Origin of the sequence: Kluyvera sichuanensis (assembly GCF_040930405.1) — a bacterium.
GTDB classification, from domain to species: Bacteria; Pseudomonadota; Gammaproteobacteria; order Enterobacterales; family Enterobacteriaceae; genus Kluyvera; species Kluyvera sichuanensis.
On record NZ_CP162271.1, the window covers coordinates 3,818,049 to 3,836,873 of the forward strand.

General features: G+C 54.6%; 17 protein-coding genes. 8 read left to right on the forward strand and 9 right to left on the reverse strand.

Features of this window, described 5'->3' with window-relative positions; all coding sequences use genetic code 11:
* Positions 1–35 precede the first annotated feature (35 nt).
* Both fieF and pfkA read left to right on the forward strand, forming a co-directional pair.
* A complete protein-coding gene (gene fieF, locus AB2B48_RS18375; RefSeq protein WP_035892352.1) occupies positions 36–929 on the forward strand; it encodes a CDF family cation-efflux transporter FieF in 894 nt (297 codons plus the stop codon).
* Between the two features lie 200 nt (positions 930–1,129).
* Positions 1,130–2,092, forward strand: coding sequence for a 6-phosphofructokinase (gene pfkA, locus AB2B48_RS18380; RefSeq protein WP_333499927.1), 963 nt, complete (start codon positions 1,130–1,132; stop codon positions 2,090–2,092).
* An 82-nt stretch (positions 2,093–2,174) separates the two neighbouring features.
* On the opposite strand, the gene rraA is transcribed toward pfkA, so the two are convergent.
* From rraA to priA, 7 genes are all read right to left on the reverse strand, one after another.
* The gene (rraA, locus tag AB2B48_RS18385; RefSeq protein ID WP_035892355.1) at positions 2,175–2,660 is read right to left on the reverse strand and encodes a ribonuclease E activity regulator RraA; all 486 of its coding nucleotides are present in this window, start codon (positions 2,658–2,660) and stop codon (positions 2,175–2,177) included.
* A 92-nt stretch (positions 2,661–2,752) separates the two neighbouring features.
* Positions 2,753–3,679, reverse strand: coding sequence for a 1,4-dihydroxy-2-naphthoate polyprenyltransferase (gene menA / locus AB2B48_RS18390; RefSeq protein ID WP_368299799.1), 927 nt, complete (start codon positions 3,677–3,679; stop codon positions 2,753–2,755).
* Between the two features lie 68 nt (positions 3,680–3,747).
* Entirely contained in the window at positions 3,748–5,079 is a 1,332-nt protein-coding gene (gene hslU / locus AB2B48_RS18395; protein ID WP_185668811.1) for an HslU--HslV peptidase ATPase subunit, read from the reverse strand.
* Between the two features lie 9 nt (positions 5,080–5,088).
* A complete protein-coding gene (gene hslV, locus AB2B48_RS18400) occupies positions 5,089–5,619 on the reverse strand; it encodes an ATP-dependent protease subunit HslV (RefSeq protein ID WP_185668810.1) in 531 nt (176 codons plus the stop codon).
* A gap of 101 nt (positions 5,620–5,720) precedes the next feature.
* Entirely contained in the window at positions 5,721–6,698 is a 978-nt protein-coding gene (gene ftsN, locus AB2B48_RS18405; protein ID WP_368299800.1) for a cell division protein FtsN, read from the reverse strand.
* Between the two features lie 98 nt (positions 6,699–6,796).
* Positions 6,797–7,819, reverse strand: a complete 1,023-nt coding sequence (gene cytR, locus AB2B48_RS18410) for a DNA-binding transcriptional regulator CytR (RefSeq protein ID WP_185668808.1) — start codon at positions 7,817–7,819, stop codon at positions 6,797–6,799.
* A gap of 150 nt (positions 7,820–7,969) precedes the next feature.
* On the reverse strand, positions 7,970–10,165 hold the full coding sequence (gene priA / locus AB2B48_RS18415; RefSeq protein ID WP_368299801.1) for a primosomal protein N': 2,196 nt from the start codon (positions 10,163–10,165) through the stop codon (positions 7,970–7,972).
* Between the two features lie 197 nt (positions 10,166–10,362).
* Here priA and rpmE point away from each other — a divergent pair, with 197 nt between their 5' ends.
* The 4 genes from rpmE to AB2B48_RS18435 all read left to right on the forward strand — a co-directional run bounded on the left by rpmE (position 10,363) and on the right by AB2B48_RS18435 (position 13,459).
* Positions 10,363–10,575, forward strand: coding sequence for a 50S ribosomal protein L31 (gene rpmE / locus AB2B48_RS18420; RefSeq protein WP_185668806.1), 213 nt, complete (start codon positions 10,363–10,365; stop codon positions 10,573–10,575).
* A gap of 430 nt (positions 10,576–11,005) precedes the next feature.
* Complete coding sequence (locus tag AB2B48_RS18425; protein ID WP_368299802.1) at positions 11,006–11,686, forward strand: oligogalacturonate-specific porin KdgM family protein; 681 nt, start codon at positions 11,006–11,008, stop codon at positions 11,684–11,686.
* 88 nt (positions 11,687–11,774) lie between these two features.
* Positions 11,775–13,199, forward strand: coding sequence for an MFS transporter (locus AB2B48_RS18430; RefSeq protein ID WP_368299803.1), 1,425 nt, complete (start codon positions 11,775–11,777; stop codon positions 13,197–13,199).
* 83 nt (positions 13,200–13,282) lie between these two features.
* The gene (locus tag AB2B48_RS18435; protein ID WP_368299804.1) at positions 13,283–13,459 is read left to right on the forward strand and encodes a hypothetical protein; all 177 of its coding nucleotides are present in this window, start codon (positions 13,283–13,285) and stop codon (positions 13,457–13,459) included.
* A 61-nt stretch (positions 13,460–13,520) separates the two neighbouring features.
* Here the strand turns inward: AB2B48_RS18435 and metJ are convergent, their stop codons facing one another.
* Entirely contained in the window at positions 13,521–13,838 is a 318-nt protein-coding gene (gene metJ, locus AB2B48_RS18440) for a met regulon transcriptional regulator MetJ (protein ID WP_012907792.1), read from the reverse strand.
* 260 nt (positions 13,839–14,098) lie between these two features.
* On the opposite strand from metJ, the gene metB reads away from it, so the two are divergent.
* Together metB and AB2B48_RS18450 are read left to right on the forward strand one after the other, a co-directional pair.
* Positions 14,099–15,259 (forward strand): cystathionine gamma-synthase, encoded by a 1,161-nt coding sequence (gene metB / locus AB2B48_RS18445; protein WP_185668805.1) that lies wholly within the window; start codon positions 14,099–14,101, stop codon positions 15,257–15,259.
* 2 nt (positions 15,260–15,261) lie between these two features.
* Positions 15,262–17,694 carry a bifunctional aspartate kinase/homoserine dehydrogenase II gene (locus AB2B48_RS18450; protein WP_368299805.1) on the forward strand — a complete coding sequence of 811 codons (2,433 nt, stop codon included), beginning with the start codon at positions 15,262–15,264 and terminating at the stop codon, positions 17,692–17,694.
* A 40-nt stretch (positions 17,695–17,734) separates the two neighbouring features.
* Here AB2B48_RS18450 and malI read toward each other — a convergent pair whose 3' ends face one another.
* Positions 17,735–18,751, reverse strand: coding sequence for a Mal regulon transcriptional regulator MalI (malI, locus tag AB2B48_RS18455; protein WP_368299806.1), 1,017 nt, complete (start codon positions 18,749–18,751; stop codon positions 17,735–17,737).
* Positions 18,752–18,825: the final 74 nt, after the last annotated feature.

Sequence of the window (18,825 nt, forward strand, 5' to 3'; positions counted from 1 at the left end):
CCGCTATACTACGCAAATCGAAAGCAGGAGTGTTTATGAATCAATCTTATGGACGACTGGTAAGTCGTGCTGCAATCGCCGCGACGGTCATGGCTTCCGTGCTGCTGGTGATTAAAATTTTTGCGTGGTGGTATACCGGGTCAGTCAGTATTCTGGCGGCGCTGGTCGATTCATTGGTGGATATCGCCGCCTCGCTGACCAACCTGCTGGTGGTGCGTTATTCGCTGCAACCGGCGGATGAGGAGCACACCTTTGGGCACGGCAAGGCCGAATCGTTGGCGGCGCTGGCGCAGAGTATGTTTATTTCCGGTTCGGCGCTGTTCCTGTTCTTGACCGGGATTCAGCACCTGGCGCGACCAACGCCGATGAGCCAGCCGGGCATCGGTGTGGTAGTGACGGTGATTGCGCTTATCAGTACATTAGTTCTCGTGACGTTTCAGCGCTGGGTAGTCAGAAAAACCCAGAGCCAGGCCGTACGCGCGGATATGCTTCATTATCAGTCTGATGTTATGATGAACGGCGCGATTCTGGTCGCGCTTGGCCTCTCCTGGTACGGCTGGCATCGCGCCGATGCGCTGTTTGCATTAGGAATTGGCATCTATATTCTATATAGCGCGTTACGCATGGGGTACGAAGCGGTGCAATCGTTATTGGATCGCGCGCTGCCCGATGAAGAACGTCAGGAAATTTTCGACATCGTGACCACCTGGCCAGGTGTGAGCGGTGCTCACGATCTCCGAACGCGGCAGTCAGGGCCGACCCGCTTTATTCAGATTCATATTGAAATGGAAGACAACCTGCCGCTGGTTCAGGCACATCACGTTGCCGATCAGGTGGAGCAGGCGATTTTGCATCGTTTTCCTGGGTCCGACGTGATTATTCATCAGGATCCATGCTCTGTTATGCTGCAGGCAAACAGAGACGTTTGAACTTTCGCAGTGGTTGTACGAAATGTGAGCTAAGTCGGCATTATTTGTATAAATAACCGCCGGTTAGCCTGACCTGAATCAATTCAGCAAGAAGCGCTTGATATACTATCTCTACATAGAGTCGTTCTCTCCCCCCTACATTGCGGGAGCGCTTCGGGCAGAAGAATTAATTTTTAGCATTCCTAAGTTCAGAGGTAGTCATGATTAAGAAAATCGGTGTGTTGACAAGTGGCGGTGATGCGCCGGGTATGAACGCCGCCATTCGCGGTGTCGTACGCGCAGCATTGACGGAAGGCATTGAAGTCATGGGCGTCTATGACGGTTATCTGGGCCTGTACGAAGATCGTATGGTACAGCTCGACCGTTACAGCGTGTCAGACATGATTAACCGTGGCGGCACCTTCCTGGGCTCCGCGCGTTTCCCGGAATTCCGTGATGAAAACATCCGTGCCGTGGCTATCGAAAACCTGAAAAAACGTGGTATCGATGCGCTGGTCGTTATCGGCGGTGACGGTTCCTACATGGGCGCCGTGCGCCTGACCGAAATGGGCTTCCCATGCATCGGCCTGCCGGGCACCATCGATAACGATATCAAAGGCACCGACTACACCATCGGTTTCTTCACCGCGCTGAGCACCGTGGTAGAAGCGATTGACCGTCTGCGTGACACCTCTTCTTCTCACCAGCGTATCTCCGTTGTTGAAGTGATGGGCCGTTACTGCGGCGACCTGACTCTGGCTGCGGCTATCGCGGGCGGCTGCGAATTTATCGTGGTGCCAGAAGTGGAATTCAAACGTGATGACCTGGTGTCTGAAATCAAAGCGGGCATCGCTAAAGGTAAGAAACACGCCATCGTGGCGATTACCGAGCATATGTGCGACGTTGACGAACTGGCTCACTTCATCGAAGCTGAAACCGGTCGTGAAACCCGTGCAACCGTTCTGGGCCACATCCAGCGCGGCGGCTCCCCGGTTCCTTACGACCGCATCCTGGCATCCCGTATGGGCGCCTACGCGATTGAACTGCTGCAGCAGGGCTTTGGTGGCCGTTGCGTCGGTATTCAGAACGAAAAACTGGTTCACCATGACATCATCGACGCTATCGAAAATATGAAGCGTCCGTTCAAAGGTGACTGGCTGGAATGCGCTAAACAGCTGTACTAAGCCGCGTTTGCCCGGTAACGGGGAGATACGAGCGAAAAAAAAGCCTTCTCAATGAGAAGGCTTTTTTGTATGCGTCAGGCGCTTATTCGATATCCAGCGCATCTTCCGACAGGATAATGCCGGTGTTATCGGCATACAGATGGTCGCCGGAGAAGAAGGTTACGCCGCCGAAGTTGACGCGTACGTCGCTTTCGCCGATACCTTCGCCCGCTGCGCCAACCGGAATCGCGGCAATCGCCTGAATGCCGATATCCAGCTCTTCTAAATCATCAACCTGACGCACTGCGCCATACACCACAATGCCTTCCCACTCGTTTTGAGTGGCCAGACGGGCGAGGTCAGCGTCGATCAGTGCGCGACGGACAGAACCGCCGCCGTCGACCAGCAGAATGCGGCCACGACCGTTCTGTTCGAGCAGATCGTACAGCAACCCGTTATCCTCGAAACATTTTACGGTGATGATTTGCCCACCGAACGACAGCCGCCCGCCAAAGTTAGAGAACAGGGGTTCTACTACGTTGACATCTTCCTGGTAGATGTCGCAAAGCTCGGAAGTATCGTATTTCATAGGATTAACGCTCAGTTGCTGCGAGTGATTTTAGTATATCGCGCTCTATGCATTGTTGGCAAAATCATCAATTGTTAATTGATATTTGTCAGTTAAGCCAGTGCCTTGCTGAGCACAATCCCGATGACGAACAGCAGGTTAGTTAATAACGCCCCTTTCACCGTCCGTTCCAGCATCGGCGGCATCGCCTGCGGCGAGCGCTCGCGCATCACAAAGCGCGCCTGTTTCACCAGCAGCGGCGCGCTGAGGATAAACAGCCAGCCCCACGGGCTATGCAGCGAGAGCAGGTTGAACAGCGCCAGGCAGAGCAGCGTCCCCATCAGCAGGCAGACGTGGTAGCGGCGGGCGTTAACCGGCCCTAAACGCACGGCCAGCGTGTTCTTGCCGTTTTCGCGGTCGCTGTCGATATCACGCAGGTTATTGATATTAAGCACCGCCGTCGCCAGCAGGCCGCAGGCGGTAGCGGGCAGAATAATCGCGCTGCTCAGGGTGTGCGTCTGTAAGTACCAGCTGCCAATCACGCTCAGCCAGCCGAAGAAGATCAGCACCGAGATATCGCCAAGGCCAATATAACCGTATGGGCGCGTGCCGACGGTGTAGGTGATAGCGGCAACAATCGCCAGCAGCCCCAACACCAGGAAGCCGATAAAGTCACCGGTTGTCTGCGAAGCGGTAAACAGCAGAGCAAGACCAGAGATGCAGATAAGCCCGACGGTGATAATCAGCGCGCGCTTCATCTGTTCTTTGGTGATCACCCCTTTTTGCATCCCGCGCAGTGGGCCGATGCGGTCCGGCTTATCGCTGCCTTTCACCGCATCGCCATAGTCGTTGGCGAGGTTAGAGAGGATTTGCAGCAGGCTTGCGGTGATCAGCGCCAGTACGGCAACGCCCGCATTGAAGTGCCCCTGCCACCACGATAGCGCGGTACCGACGATAATCGCCGCGCAGGCCAGAGGTAACGTTTTCGGGCGCAGACTTTCCAGCCAGGCCTGAGAGCGGCTTACAGGTGTATTTGTCATAATAATTAGCCAATAAAAATGGGGCTTTTCAGCCCCATCAATTAAAGATGAAAATGCAGTGAACGCGATTATAGGATAAAACGGCTCAGATCTTCATCTGCGACTAATGCATCCAGATGTTTGCTCACGTATTCCGCATCAATTGTGATGCTTTGACCGTTGAGGTCGCTGGCGTCATAGGAGATATCTTCCATCAGACGTTCCAGCACGGTATGCAGACGACGAGCACCGATGTTCTCGGTGGTTTCGTTAACCTGCCATGCCGCTTCGGCGATACGCTTAATACCGGATTCGGTGAACTCGATGTTCACGCCTTCGGTAGCCATCAGCGCTTTGTACTGAACGGTAACGGAGGCATTTGGCTCCGTCAGGATACGCTCGAAGTCGCTGGTGGTCAGCGCCTGCAGCTCTACGCGAATCGGCAGACGACCCTGCAGCTCAGGGATCAGGTCAGACGGTTTCGCCACCTGGAACGCGCCGGAGGCGATAAACAGGATGTGGTCAGTTTTGACCATACCGTGTTTGGTGGAGACGGTGCAGCCTTCAACCAGCGGCAGCAGGTCGCGCTGTACGCCTTCACGGGAAACGTCCGGGCCGGAGGATTCGCCGCGCTTACAGATTTTGTCGATTTCGTCGATGAACACGATACCGTGCTGCTCAACCGCGTCGATCGCGTCCTGCTTCAGTTCTTCCGGGTTGACCAGCTTCGCCGCTTCTTCTTCAATCAACAGCTTCATCGCATCTTTGATTTTCAGCTTACGCGGTTTCTGTTTCTGGCCGCCCAGATTCTGGAACATGGACTGCAGCTGGCTGGTCATCTCTTCCATGCCAGGAGGCGCCATGATTTCAACGCCCATCGGTGCCGCCGCGAGATCGATCTCAATCTCTTTGTCGTCCAGCTGGCCTTCACGCAGTTTTTTGCGGAATGCCTGACGTGCAGCAGATGGCTCAGACGGCTGTTCAGCCTGGCCCCAGTTGTTTTTAGCGGGTGGGATCAGCACGTCGAGAATACGTTCTTCCGCCATCTCTTCTGCGCGGTAGCGGTTTTTCTCGATAGACTGAACGCGTACCATTTTGATAGCAGAATCAGTCAGATCGCGGATGATAGAGTCTACTTCTTTACCCACATAGCCCACTTCGGTGAACTTGGTGGCTTCCACTTTGATGAACGGTGCGTTGGCAAGTTTCGCCAGACGACGGGCAATTTCGGTTTTACCAACGCCGGTTGGGCCGATCATCAGAATGTTTTTCGGCGTGACTTCGTGGCGCAGCTCTTCGTCGAGCTGCATACGACGCCAGCGGTTACGTAAGGCGATAGCCACGGAACGCTTAGCGGCGTCCTGACCGATGATGTGTTTGTTCAGCTCGCTGACAATTTCGCGTGGGGTCATTTCAGACATGGGAGATCCTTACGCCTTAGATGGTAATTCTTCGATGGTGTGGAAATGGTTGGTATAGATGCAGATGTCGCCTGCAATACTCAACGCTTTTTCAGCAATCTCACGTGCGCCAAGCTCGGTATTTTCCAGCAGGGCACGGGCAGCGGCCTGGGCGTACGGGCCGCCAGAGCCGATAGCAATCAGGTCGTTTTCTGGCTGCACCACATCACCATTGCCGGTGATGATAAGCGACGCGGTTTCGTCCGCGACCGCCAGCAGGGCTTCCAGTTTGCGCAGCATACGGTCGGTACGCCAGTCTTTCGCCAGCTCAACGGCGGCTTTGACCAGATGGCCCTGGTGCATTTCCAGCTTACGTTCAAACAGTTCGAACAGCGTGAAGGCGTCCGCAGTGCCGCCCGCGAAGCCGGCGATCACTTTGTCGTTATACAGACGGCGAACTTTTTTCACGTTGCCTTTCATGACGGTATTGCCCAACGTGGCCTGACCATCACCGGCGATTACGACGTGGCCGTTACGGCGAACACTTACTATTGTTGTCACGAGCAGACCCCTTTGTTGCAAATACGATATGTAGGGGCCCCGTATCGCGGTCACGCGTACGGGGCAGAATGTAAGTATAGATGGGGGGGTTTTTGGGGGTTTCAACCCCCGGATGCGAGCCTAATGCAGTTTCCGTGACCTGCCAGCTTCAGACGGGCGATGGTGTTATCGACGTTCTCTTTGCCTTTGACCGGGCCGATGACCACGCGATTCCAGCCGTTGTTGGTGGTGATTCTGGAATCAAAGCCTTCAAACGCCAGCTGCGCACGAACGGTTTCCGCCTGCTCGGCACCTTTGAAGGAACCGCACTGTACCATCCAGCGGCGATCGTCTTTTTTCTCTGGCTTCGGCGGCGGCGTCACCTCACGCACTTCCGGGATACCGTTATTGCTCTGCGCTTTTGGCTGCGAGGCGGCGGTGTGCGCTGGCGTCTGCAACAGATCCTGATACGGCGCCTTGTTAGAGACCGTGGCCTTAGGTGGCTGCTGGGTCTGGGTTTGACGCGGTTGCTGAACCGGCGGCGCGGTGCGCGTTTGCGGCTGCTGCTGCTGCACAACCTGCTGCTGTGACCACTGCTGTTGCTGAGCCTGCTGCGCCAGACGCTGGCGCTGCAAGGTTTGCTGGCGCTGTTCCGGCGTTTGTTCGTTCCACGGCACTTCCGTCAGCTGTGTTGGCTGCTGGCGCATATCCGCCTGCATCTGGGCCAACAGCTGGCGCTGCTCGTCGGTAAGCTGATTCGGGTTGATCACTTCTCCGCCTGCAGACGGTTCGGTTGGCGCACGCACGCCCGGCTGGCGACTTTCCAGCTCTTTGATATAGCGCCAGCGCTCTTCCGGTTTCGGCGGAAGGCCGTTCCCGGTTACCTGACGGCCCTGGAGCGCTTCGGACTCTTCTTTTTTATGATGCGTGATGAAGTACAAACCGCCGATAAAGGCGACGACGACTGCAGCAGCAATCGCCACCATGGCAGGAGAGACGGCCGGAAAGTTACTTTGCTTTTTCCGTGTATTCCGTGAAGCGCTGTTCTTGCGCCGCGAAGGTGCCTGTTGGCTGCGGCGTACATAGTCTCGTTGTGCCACTATCGTTTCGCTGTCTTTTTCCGTTAGTTAGCCCGACATGTTACTTAAGCGACGGGGCTTTGACCAGACAAGCAAGTCTTAAAGCTCCCGGCTTTACATCAAATTTTGCTTGTGCTGCCGCGAATGATCAGTTCGCAATCAAGTAGACGCGAACCGCTATCAACAAACTGCCCGCTCAGCTGGTTCAGCAGCAGCAGCATGGCTTCACGACCAATATCAAAACGCGGCTGGGCAACTGTGGTGAGCGGCGGGTCGCAAAACTCTGCCAGTGAAATGTTATCGAAGCCAATAATGGACAGATCGTCCGGCACTTTCAGCCCCTGACGTTTAGCGTAAGAGAGCGCGCCGAGCGCCATAATATCGCTGTGGCAGAAGATGGCGGTGGGTGGTTGCGGCAGCGCCAGCAGCTGTTCCAGCGCGTTAGCACCGGCTTCGTAGGTGAAGTTGCCGCGGGCGATGTAGTGAGGGTCGACGGTGATACCGCAGCGACGCAGTGCCTGCACGTAGCCCTGCAGACGATAATGGCACAGCGGCATCTCTTCCGGCCCGGCGATACAGGCGATGCGCTGGTGGCCGAGTTCGTGGAGATAGTTAACGGCATCGAACGAGGCGGTGAGGTTGTCGATATGTACCGTAGGCAGCCCCAACTCCGGCGCAAATTCGTTAGCCATCACCATCGGCGGCAGGTTGCGCTGCTCTTCAATGCTGGCATCGAATGGCAATCGTGAGCCCAGCAGCAACATGCCGTCAATTTGCTTGGTGATGATTAAATCGATGAAGGTTTTTTCCTGCTGGTTCTGATGTGCGCAGTCGCCAATCAGTACCAGGTAACCCTGTGCTGCGGCGGTGACCTCGATCCCTCGGATCACTTCGCTAAAGAAGGGATCGCAGATATCCGGGACGATGACCAGAATCGTGCGCGATTCATTACGCTTCATGTTACGCCCCTGCATCTGCGGGAGGTAACCCACTTCCAGGGCGGCCTGCTCAACGCGGTTACGCGTCGCCTGCGAGACTTTCTCGGGGTTCATCAATGCACGAGATACGGTTGCCGTAGAGACATTCGCTTGTAGGGCAACATCCTTCATGGTTGCGGCAACAACCGGTTTTTTAGCCTTCACCTGATTTTCTCCTCGCTAACTGGCGCAGGCACGTCCTATGTGACCTGACATCTGACACACTTTTATCAGATAGTTAGGGGGATCCGTTACAGAATTTTCATCAGAAATGTGATGTTTGTTTGATTTCTAGATCCGGCTCGCAACTCTGCCTTAACCTTCGATAGGGTCAACGTCGAGAACCCACTTCACCTTACGGGATTCCGGCAGCGTATTGATAAGCGCCAGACTGGCCGTGACGATGTGCTGCAGGCGAATGCGTGAGGGATGTTGCAGCAGTATCTGCCAGCGGTAGCGGCCGCCGCGCTTCGGCGCTAACGCCGGAACCGGGCCAATCACCCACAGCTTGTCGTCCGCCAGCGGGCTGGCCTGTATCAGGTTACGCAGTTGCTGCAGGAAGACCGGCGCCTGCTGGTTGTTGTGATCTTCGGCGCGAATCAGCACATGGCTGGTGTACGGCGGCAGCTGCATGGTCTGGCGTTCGGCCAGCGCCTGCTCGGCAAAGGCGTTATAGCCTTTATAGAGCAGCGTTTGCAGCAGTGGGTGGTCAGGGTGATGCGTCTGCAGAACCACTTCGCCCTGCTTACCCGCACGCCCCGCGCGGCCAGAGACCTGGGTATAAAGTTGGGCAAAGCGTTCCGCCGAGCGGAAATCGGCGGAGAAGAGCGCGCCGTCAACGTCCAGCAGGGCTACCAGCGTCACGTCCGGGAAGTGGTGGCCTTTCGCCAGCATCTGGGTGCCAATCAGGATACGCGCGCCGCCGCGATGGACTTCCGCCAGATGCTGCTCCAGCGCACCTTTGCGGCTGGTGGTATCGCGGTCGATACGTGATAGCGGCACGCCGGGGAACATCGGCGCCAGCACCTGCTCCAACTGTTCCGTTCCCAGACCCACCGGCACCATGTGCGTCGAGCCGCAGGAAGGGCACTGGCGCGGGATCGGACGCTGGCTGTCGCAGTGGTGACAGCGCAGATGATGCTGTGCCTGGTGCAGGGTGTAGTAACTGTCGCAACGCGGGCATTCGGCAATCCAGCCGCAGTCGTGGCACAGCAGCGTAGGCGCGAATCCCCGGCGGTTGAGGAACAAAATAACCTGGTTGTCGGCCTGCAAATGCTGACGCATGCGGTTGATCAGCGCCGGTGAGAGCCCGGCCTGTAGCTGCTGACCTTTTAAATCGAGCACGTGCTGCGTTGCCGGGCGTGCGTTGCCCGCGCGGCGAGTTAAACGTAGCAGGTGATATTTATGCTGGCGTACGTTGAGCAATGTCTCCAGCGCTGGCGTGGCCGAACCGAGAATTATCGGGATCTGTTCGCTGTGGGCGCGCCATACCGCGAGGTCGCGGGCGTGATAACGCCAACCTTCCTGCTGTTTATAGGAGCTATCGTGCTCTTCGTCGATGACGATCACGCCGAGATTCTTAAACGGTGTAAACAGCGAGGAGCGGGTGCCAATGACAATCGCGGCTTCGCCGCTCTTTGCCTTGAGCCAGGCGGCCATGCGTTCGCTGTCGTTCAGCGCCGAGTGCAGCACTTCGACAGGCGCATTAAAGCGCTCGCGGAAGCGCGCGATGGTTTGCGGCGTCAGGCCGATTTCCGGCACCATCACCAGCGCCTGTTTGCCCTGCGCCAGCACGTTTTCCAGCACGCTAAGATAGACTTCCGTCTTCCCGGAGCCAGTGATCCCTTCCAGCAGCCAGGCGGAGAACGCATCGGACGCGCTATGAATCGCGCCTACCGCCGTGGCCTGCTCGGTGTTGAGCCGCAGGCGTTCGCCCGGCACCGAGTAGCTGGTGCGCCAATCGGTGGTTTCCGGCGCAATGCTGCCCAGCTCGCAAAGCCCTTTGGTACGCAGCGACTGCATCGCGCTTTCATTAAATTCCAGCTCCGCCACCTGGTGACGCCAGATTTTACCCTGACGCAGCGCGGCCAACGCCTGTTGCTGCTTTGGTGAGCGCTTGAGCGTGTTGATATCAACGGCCTGACCCTGCTCGGTGGCAAACCAGAACCACTGCGGCGTCGCGCTGGCGGGTTTGCCCTGACGCAGCAGAATTGGCAGCGCGTGGAACAGCACATCGCCAATTGGGTGATGATAATAGTCCGCCGCCCAAAGCAGCAGCCGCCAGACGGAGGTAGAAAAGACCGGCTCGCCGTCCAGCACCTCAATCACCGCTTTCAGTTCATCGCGCGGGAGTTCGCTGCTTTCGTTGACCGAGACCACGATGCCAACGCGCTCTTGTTTGCCAAACGGCACGCGCACGCGACAGCCCGCTTTAGCGCTGAAAGTGTCAGGCAGCAGGTAGTCAAACGTACGGGGCAATGGAACAGGCAGGGCAACGTGAGCAACGGGCATGTTTTCTTCCTGACTTGAAATCTGGCGAGACAGTATACACATTGTAGGAGTGCGGATCAGTTTGCATCTGCTGGTCAAATTCTGTATGATTCGCCGCCTTTGATACATCTTTGTATCACTGACCTATACTATTAACATCGCGTGGTGTCTGGCGTTAGGGCTGGAAGAGCGACGCGGCCTTAACCGAGGTTTTCCCCATGAAAAAAGATATTCACCCGAAATACGAAGAAATTACTGCAACTTGTTCTTGCGGTAACATCATGAAAATCCGCTCTACCGTAGGTCACGATCTGAACCTGGACGTGTGCGGTAAATGCCACCCGTTCTATACTGGCAAGCAGCGTGACGTTGCTACCGGTGGCCGTGTTGACCGCTTCAACAAGCGTTTCAGCATCCCAGGCAGCAAGTAAGTTGCCTAACGAAAAAAGCGCCTCAGGGCGCTTTTTTTGTACCTGAAAATCACTGCTGACCATTCCATATATTTATCTGTTGTTTGATTGTGGATTTTCGAGTGAATATATTTTTTAAGTATTAAGAAAACCCCAGCTATTTGTTGAATGTATTATCTTATTTGTTATATTTACATTCTATATAATAATTATTTATATATTTAAGTTGATATTTCATTTTCCTTGTTAATGATTTTTGTTAGTGATCTTAATCGCATTGTTCTTGGGTTTTTTGCCAGTGTTTAAATTCTTATGGCAGTAATGGAGAGGTGTTTCTATAAATTACAAAATAAAATTTCAGCGTAACATAATTACTACTAGATATCCTTTTTCTTAGTTTTTAAAGCAGAGATAATTGGATCGATCGCTGATATTTTTAAGAGTAATAACCATGAAAATAAAATATGCATTTTTACTACTTCCTTTATTATCCGGCGTGGCACATGCAGGCTATGTAGACTATCGTCATGAGTACTACGATGATGGCCGTAATTACGATCGCGTGTATATGTCGAATCGTTTTGCAACTGGGTTTGGTGTCGCGGTAGAAGCCGTTTCACGCTCTGACGACAAAGAATCCAAACATGCGCTTAATAATATGGAGTCGAATAGCGCAGAATACACAGCAAGCTATCAGTTTGAATGGAATGGTTTTATCTGGCAGCCAGGGATCGCCATTGAGATGGGTGACGACATGGCAATCTATAAGCCTTATATTCGCGTACAGTATAACATCAATGATAACTGGTGGACGGCCTTCCGCTACCGTACCGAATATGCTCGTCGTAATGGTGACGGACGTGATGACCGTACCGTTTATCGTCCAGAAGCTTGGCTGGGTTATAATATCGATAACTGGATGTTCGAGCTTAATGGGATTTATAAAGTTGCCGATAGTGAAAACCTCTACAACAATGATAAGGATGATTACGAATATAACTTCCGCATCGCTTATAACATCAATTCATGGATTCCTTTTGTTGAAGTAGGTAACGTTTCCTCAGGTTATAAGACCACCACAACAGATGATCGCCAGACGCGCTACCGTATCGGCTTGGGTTATAATTTCTAAGGAATATTACCGTCATACTATTTATCTTTTTGGTGCGCCAGGATATGCGCATAGTTTGCGTGCATAATATGTCTAAGGAGTTGACGTCATGTCTAATGATGGTTCTATAACTGGAAATAATAGCAATGATTCCGTCAGGCCTTTCGGATTCAGAGATAAATTCGGTTATTTATGTGGGGACTTAGGGACCTGTTTTATCCTTGGGTTAGTTAATAGTTTTTTAATGATTTATTACACCAACGTACTCGGTGTTTCCGGCGTGATTGTCGGATCTCTCTATTTTGTGACTAAACTCTTTGATGCATTTGTCGATGTTGGCGTTGGGCGTTTATGCGATACGTCTAAGTTGACGGCCCATGGTCGTTTTAACCCCTGGGTGCGCCGTATGAAGTACCCGTTTTGTATCATTGCCGTGGTCCTGTTCTTACCATTTGTGCATGATTTCTCTTACACAGCGAAAATTATCTATATTTGCTGCTCCTATTTTGTTTACGGATCACTGCTATCGACTGTGAGTATTCCGTATGGCGCTATGTCTGCAGCGATTAGTTCTAATCCTGAAGATCGTGTGTCGTTATCAACCTACCGCAGCGTTGGCTCAGCGATTGGTGGTGGGGCTACTGGCTTTTTCATTCCTATCCTGATGTACACCACGTTGGTAGACGGCAGTCAGGTTATTTCCGGACAACACTTCTTCTGGATTGCCATTGGCTGTGCCGTGTTGGGCTTTATCTTTTTAAGCCTGACCTGTCATTTAACGACGGAACGTGTGCGGGTAGAAAGAAAAGAGAGCATGCCCATTTCCGTGCTGTTGAAGGGGCTGTTTCGTAATAAGGCGTTGGTGGTTTTAGTCGTTGTGGATCTGCTTATCGTGATTAATCAGGGTTTGTCTGGTACCAATATGACTTACCTGTTTAATGATTATTTCCATAATAAAGAGGCCATGTCCGTTGCTTTACTCTTTACCTTTGGATCTTTGGTTTTGCTGGCTCCATCAGCATCATGGCTCACTAAGCGGTTTGGAAAAAAAGAAGCTAGCGTCGGCGCGCTGCTTTTTGCGGTCATTATGTATGTGCTGATGTACTTCATCCACATTACTGATGCAAAAATCTATCTGGTTTTCCTGTTCCTGGCGACGCTTGGGGCGGGGTTATTCAACCTAATGATTTGGGCATTTATGACCGATGTTTGTGATTATCACCAGTATGTTACGGGAGACCGTGAGGATGGCACCGTATACGGTGTGAACTTCTTTGCTCGTAAAATTGGTCAGGCATGCGCAGGCGCTATTGGTGGTTTTATGCTGGCAATCATTGGTTATCAATCGTCATCTACGGGTGGTGCCGTGCAAACCAGCGTTGTGCGGGACAATATCTATACAATGGCTAATCTCTTGCCAGCCTTATGCCTTTTCCTGGCTGCGGTAATATTGATTTATTTCTATCCGTTGAATCGCAAAGAAACGCTCAAAATGGAAGAGACGCTGAATAAACTCAACGGTATTAGCAAGTAGCATAGAGCATGTGAGACGGAAGGCGGTGGGAATATTCTCCCGTCTTTCATTTTTCTCAATGTCAGCGGCATCAGATATTTTTTGTGATGCTCATCACAAAAATGTTGCAAGGAGTACCGGATGCGCTTATTATTTGCCCATCAAACGACCACAAAGTAACTATGGGTAAAGGTGTGACTATGCTGACCGCAATCAAAAACGTTTTTGTTTCTTACCTGATCTCTATGTCTGAACTGCATCCTGAAGTAACGCGCTTCTAAGGCGCTGAAAAAATTCGAAAAAAAAGCAGAAATTACTTTCTGCTTTTTTTATGCCTGCCAATCAGTATTCCCACGTCTCCGGGTCAATCCCCAGCTCACGCATAATTTCTTTTGCCGCTTCCGGAATTTCATCGCTGCGCTCTTTACGCAGGTCTTCATCGTTAGGTAACGGTTGACCGGTAAATGCATGCAGGAACGCTTCACACAGCAGTTCGCTGTTGGTGGCGTGACGCAGGTTGTTCACCTGACGACGCGTGCGTTCATCGGTGAGGATCTTCAACACCTTCAGAGGAATGGAAACCGTAATTTTTTTTACTTGCTCACTCTTCTTACCGTGCTCAGCGTATGGGCTGATATATTCGCCGCTCCATTCAGCCATGAGATACCTTTAATCCTCTAGTCATAAGTTAACAGGCCGGGTTACGGCCGTGATCGCGCGTAGTTTACCGTAGAGAGGCCTGATGTGACACGAGCTTAGGCTTCGCAGATGTGCGCTAATGCGTATAATTTTAACGGCTATTTGCCAATAGCTCAATCTATACGCAAAGAAGTTTAGAAGTCTAGATGTATTGACGGCTATGGCAACAATGTTTACTCTGGGGTCTGACTTTTCACAGACCTTGCCAGGAACGAATCCTCATGACCCGTAAACAGGCCACCATCGCAGTGCGTAGCGGATTAAATGACGACGAGCAGTATGGTTGTGTTGTCCCGCCCATTCATCTTTCCAGTACCTATAACTTTACCGGCTTTAACGAGCCGCGTGCGCATGACTACTCTCGTCGCGGCAACCCGACGCGTGATGTGGTTCAGCGGGCGTTGGCCGAGCTGGAAGGGGGAGCAGGCGCGGTTCTGACCAACACGGGCATGTCGGCGATTCACCTGGTAACCACCGTATTCCTCAAGCCTGGCGACCTGCTGGTGGCCCCGCACGACTGCTACGGCGGCAGCTACCGTCTGTTTGACAGCCTGGCTAAACGCGGCTGCTATCGCGTGCTTTTTGTCGATCAGGGCAATGATGAAGCATTAAAAGCGGCGCTGGCAGAAAAACCGAAGCTGGTGCTGGTGGAAAGCCCAAGCAACCCGCTGCTGCGCGTGGTGGATATCGCCAAAATCTGCCAGCTGGCGCGTGAAGCCGGCGCGACGAGCGTGGTGGATAACACCTTCCTGAGCCCGGCGCTGCAAAACCCGCTGGCGCTGGGCGCGGATCTGGTCCTGCACTCCTGCACCAAATACCTGAACGGCCACTCTGACGTGGTGGCGGGCGTGGTGATTGCAAAAGATCCTGAAACGGTCACGGAACTGGCATGGTGGGCGAATAATATCGGCGTCACCGGCGGCGCGTTCGACAGCTATCTGCTGCTGCGCGGTCTGCGTACGCTGGTACCACGTATGGACGTGGCGCAGCGTAACGCCCAGGCGATTGTCGACTTCCTGAAAACCCAGCCGCTGGTGAAAAAGCTGTATCATCCTTCTCTGCCGGATAACCAGGGGCATGAAATTGCCGCTCGCCAGCAGAAAGGTTTTGGTGCGATGCTGAGCTTTGAACTGAACGGTGATGAACAGACGCTGCGTCGCTTCCTGAGCGGGCTGTCACTCTTCACGCTGGCGGAATCGCTGGGTGGGGTTGAAAGCCTGATTTCTCACGCGGCGACCATGACCCACGCGGGCATGGCCCCGGAAGCGCGCGCGGCCGCAGGTATTTCTGAGACGCTGCTGCGTATCTCAACCGGTATTGAAGATAGCCAGGACTTAATTGCCGATCTGGAAAATGGATTCCGGGTCGCAGCCGAGGGGTAAACATGAGTGTGATTGCGCAGGCAGGGGCGAATGAGCGTCAGCTGCATAAATTTGGTGGAAGTAGTCTGGCGGATGTGAAGTGTTACCTGCGCGTTGCCGGCATTATGACTGAGTACTCTCAGCCCGGCGATATGATGGTCGTTTCCGCCGCAGGGAGCACCACCAACCAGCTGATTAGCTGGCTGAAGCTCAGCCAGACCGATCGCCTTTCTGCGCATCAGGTTCAGCAGACGCTGCGCCGCTATCAGTCTGAGCTGATTAGCGGCCTGCTGCCTGCCGAAATTGCCGACGGCATGATCGCTGAGTTTATTCATGACCTGGAGCGTCTGGCCGAGCTTTTAGATAACGGCGTAAGCGACGCGGTGTATGCAGAAGTGGTCGGTCACGGTGAAGTGTGGTCGGCGCGTCTGATGGCGGAAGTCCTTAAGTTGCAAGGTCTGGACGCGGCCTGGCTGGATGCGCGCGCGTTCTTACGCGCCGAGCGCTCCGCGCAGCCGCAGGTAGATGAAGGCCTCTCTTATCCGCTGCTGCAACAGCTTCTGGCACAGCATCCGGGTAAACGTCTGGTGGTGACCGGCTTTATCAGCCGCAACAACGCGGGTGAAACCGTGCTGCTGGGGCGTAACGGCTCGGACTACTCCGCGACGCAAATCGGCGCGCTGGCGGGGGTTTCCCGCGTCACCATCTGGAGCGACGTGGCCGGGGTCTACAGCGCCGACCCGCGTAAAGTCAAAGATGCCTGCCTGCTGCCGCTGCTGCGTCTGGATGAAGCCAGCGAGCTGGCGCGTCTTGCCGCCCCGGTGCTGCACGCCCGTACGCTGCAGCCAGTTTCCGGCAGCGATATCGACCTGCAATTACGCTGTAGCTATTCGCCGGATCAGGGTTCGACGCGCATTGAGCGCGTGCTCGCTTCCGGCACCGGTGCGCGTATCGTCACCAGCCATGATGATGTCTGTCTGATTGAGTTCCGCGTTCCGGCAAGCCAGGACTTTAAGCTGGCGCATAAAGAAATCGACCAATTACTCAAGCGCGCACAGATTCGCCCACTGGCGGTAGGCGTGCACGCTGACCATAAGCTGCTGCAGTTCTGCTACACCTCAGAAGTGGCCGACAGCGCGCTGAAAATTCTTGATGAAGCGGGCCTGCCGGGCGAGCTTCGCCTGCGCCAGGGTCTGGCGCTGGTGGCGATGGTGGGCGCGGGCGTCACCCGTAACCCGCTGCATTGCCACCGTTTCTGGCAGCAGCTGAAAGGCCAGCCGGTCGAGTTTACCTGGCAGTCGGAAGAGGGCATCAGCCTGGTCGCCGTGCTACGTGCGGGGCCAACTGAAAGCCTGATTCAGGGCCTGCACCAGTCGCTGTTCCGTGCGGAAAAGCGTATCGGCCTGATGCTGTTCGGTAAGGGTAACATTGGTTCCCGCTGGCTGGAGCTGTTTGCCCGTGAGCAGAGCACACTCTCTGCCCGCACCGGCTTTGAGTTTGTGCTGGCCGGGGTGGTGGATAGTCGCCGCAGCCTGCTGAACTATGAAGGGCTGGATGCCAGCCGCGCGCTGGCCTTCTTTGACGATGAAGCCATTGAGCAGGATGAAGAGTCGCTGTTCCTGTGGATGCGCGCCCACCCGTACGACGATCTTGTGGTGCTGGACGTGACCGCCAGCCCGCAGCTGGCCGATCAGTATCTTGATTTCGCCAGCCACGGTTTCCACGTGATCAGCGCCAACAAACTGGCCGGGGCCAGCAGCAGCGATAAATATCGCCAGATCCACGACGCGTTCGATAAAACTGGCCGCCACTGGCTGTATAACGCGACCGTCGGCGCAGGTCTGCCGGTGAACCACACTGTGCGTGATTTGATCGATAGCGGCGACAGCATTCTGGCCATTAGCGGTATCTTCTCCGGCACGCTCTCCTGGCTGTTCCTGCAGTTCGACGGCAGCGTGCCGTTTACCGAGCTGGTGGATCAGGCCTGGCAGCAGGGGCTGACCGAGCCCGATCCGCGCGTCGACCTTTCCGGTAAAGACGTGATGCGCAAGCTGGTGATTCTGGCGCGCGAAGCGGGCTATGACATCGAGCCGGATCAGGTCCGCGTTGAATCTCTGGTGCCAGCGCACTGCGAAGAGGGCTCTATCGACCACTTCTTTGAAAATGGCGATGAGCTGAACGAGCAGATGCTCCAGCGCCTGGAAGCGGCGCAGGAGATGGGTCTGGTGCTGCGCTACGTGGCGCGGTTTGATGCGAACGGTAAAGCCCGCGTTGGCGTGGAAGCCGTGCGTCAGGAACACCCGCTGGCGTCGCTGCTGCCGTGCGATAACGTCTTTGCGATTGAGAGCCGCTGGTACCGCGATAACCCGCTGGTGATTCGTGGGCCGGGAGCTGGGCGCGACGTGACGGCTGGGGCAATTCAGTCGGATATCAACCGCCTAGCGCAGTTACTGTAGCTTTGGTTGCCGGATGGCGCTGCGCCGTCCGGCACCTCTCTCAGGCTGACTCGCGCGTCACCAACTGACCGGAAAGCGTAATTGACTGATTCTCTAACGCAGGCTCTTTGAGTTTGCGGATCATCAGCGTTGCCGCCTGCCGCCCGCTCTCTTCGCTAGCGGAAGAGACATAGGTAAAGGCCGGTGAGGTGAGGTTGATGTGCAGCATGTCCTCAAAGCCAATCAGCGCGACCTGCTGCGTCAGGAAGACATCTTTACCTACCGTACGTCCTACTTTATGAATCCCATCAATACAGCCGATCAGGGCATCCGGTGAATGACAGAGCAGCGCGGTAATGGCGTTGTTGTTTTCCAGCAGTTGGCGCGTGGCTACGCTTGCGGCATAGGTATCGTTGCCGCAGGCAGGGCTGAACTCTTCGCGATAGCCGATCCCAAGGCGGGTGAGGGTACTGCGAAAGCCCATCAGACGCTGCTGGCGGATGAGATCGTTTTCCAGGCCACCGAGATAGGCAATATAGCGATGACCGCGCTCCAGCAGATAGCGTGTCGCCAGGCTGGCCGCCTGTTGGTTATCGCGCAGCACTCGGTTGCACTCGTCTTTAATCGGTGATTGTGAAACGACGACCAGCGGCAGCGGGCACTGACGAATTTGCGCGGGCAGGGTATCACTGCGGACATCGGACGCCAGATAAATCACACCGGCAACGCCCTGCTGCTTAAACGACAGCAGGCAGCGCTCGAGATGTTCGTGTTCGTTCAGCGGCTGGCCGAGAAAGACCATGTAGCCCTGCGCTTCCAGCTCCTGCACGATGCTTGCCATCACTTTGATGGAAAAGCTGTCGCTGAAGTCGCGTAGGATCAGACCAATCAGGTTGGAGGTATTCGAACGGAGGTTGGCGGCGGCGACGTTGTGAACGTAGCCCAGCTCATTAATGGCGGCCTGCACTTTTTCGATGGTGGCATCGGAAATTTTGCCTTTCTGGCGAAGCACCAGCGACACGGTGGAGACGGAAACGCCCGCCCGTTTTGCCACATCAATTATGCTGACCTTCTTCAAAAATCACTCCCTGAGCCGCTACGTCATTTGCAGAAAACAAAGAGGCTCCCATCAGGGACGGGAACCTCCAACCG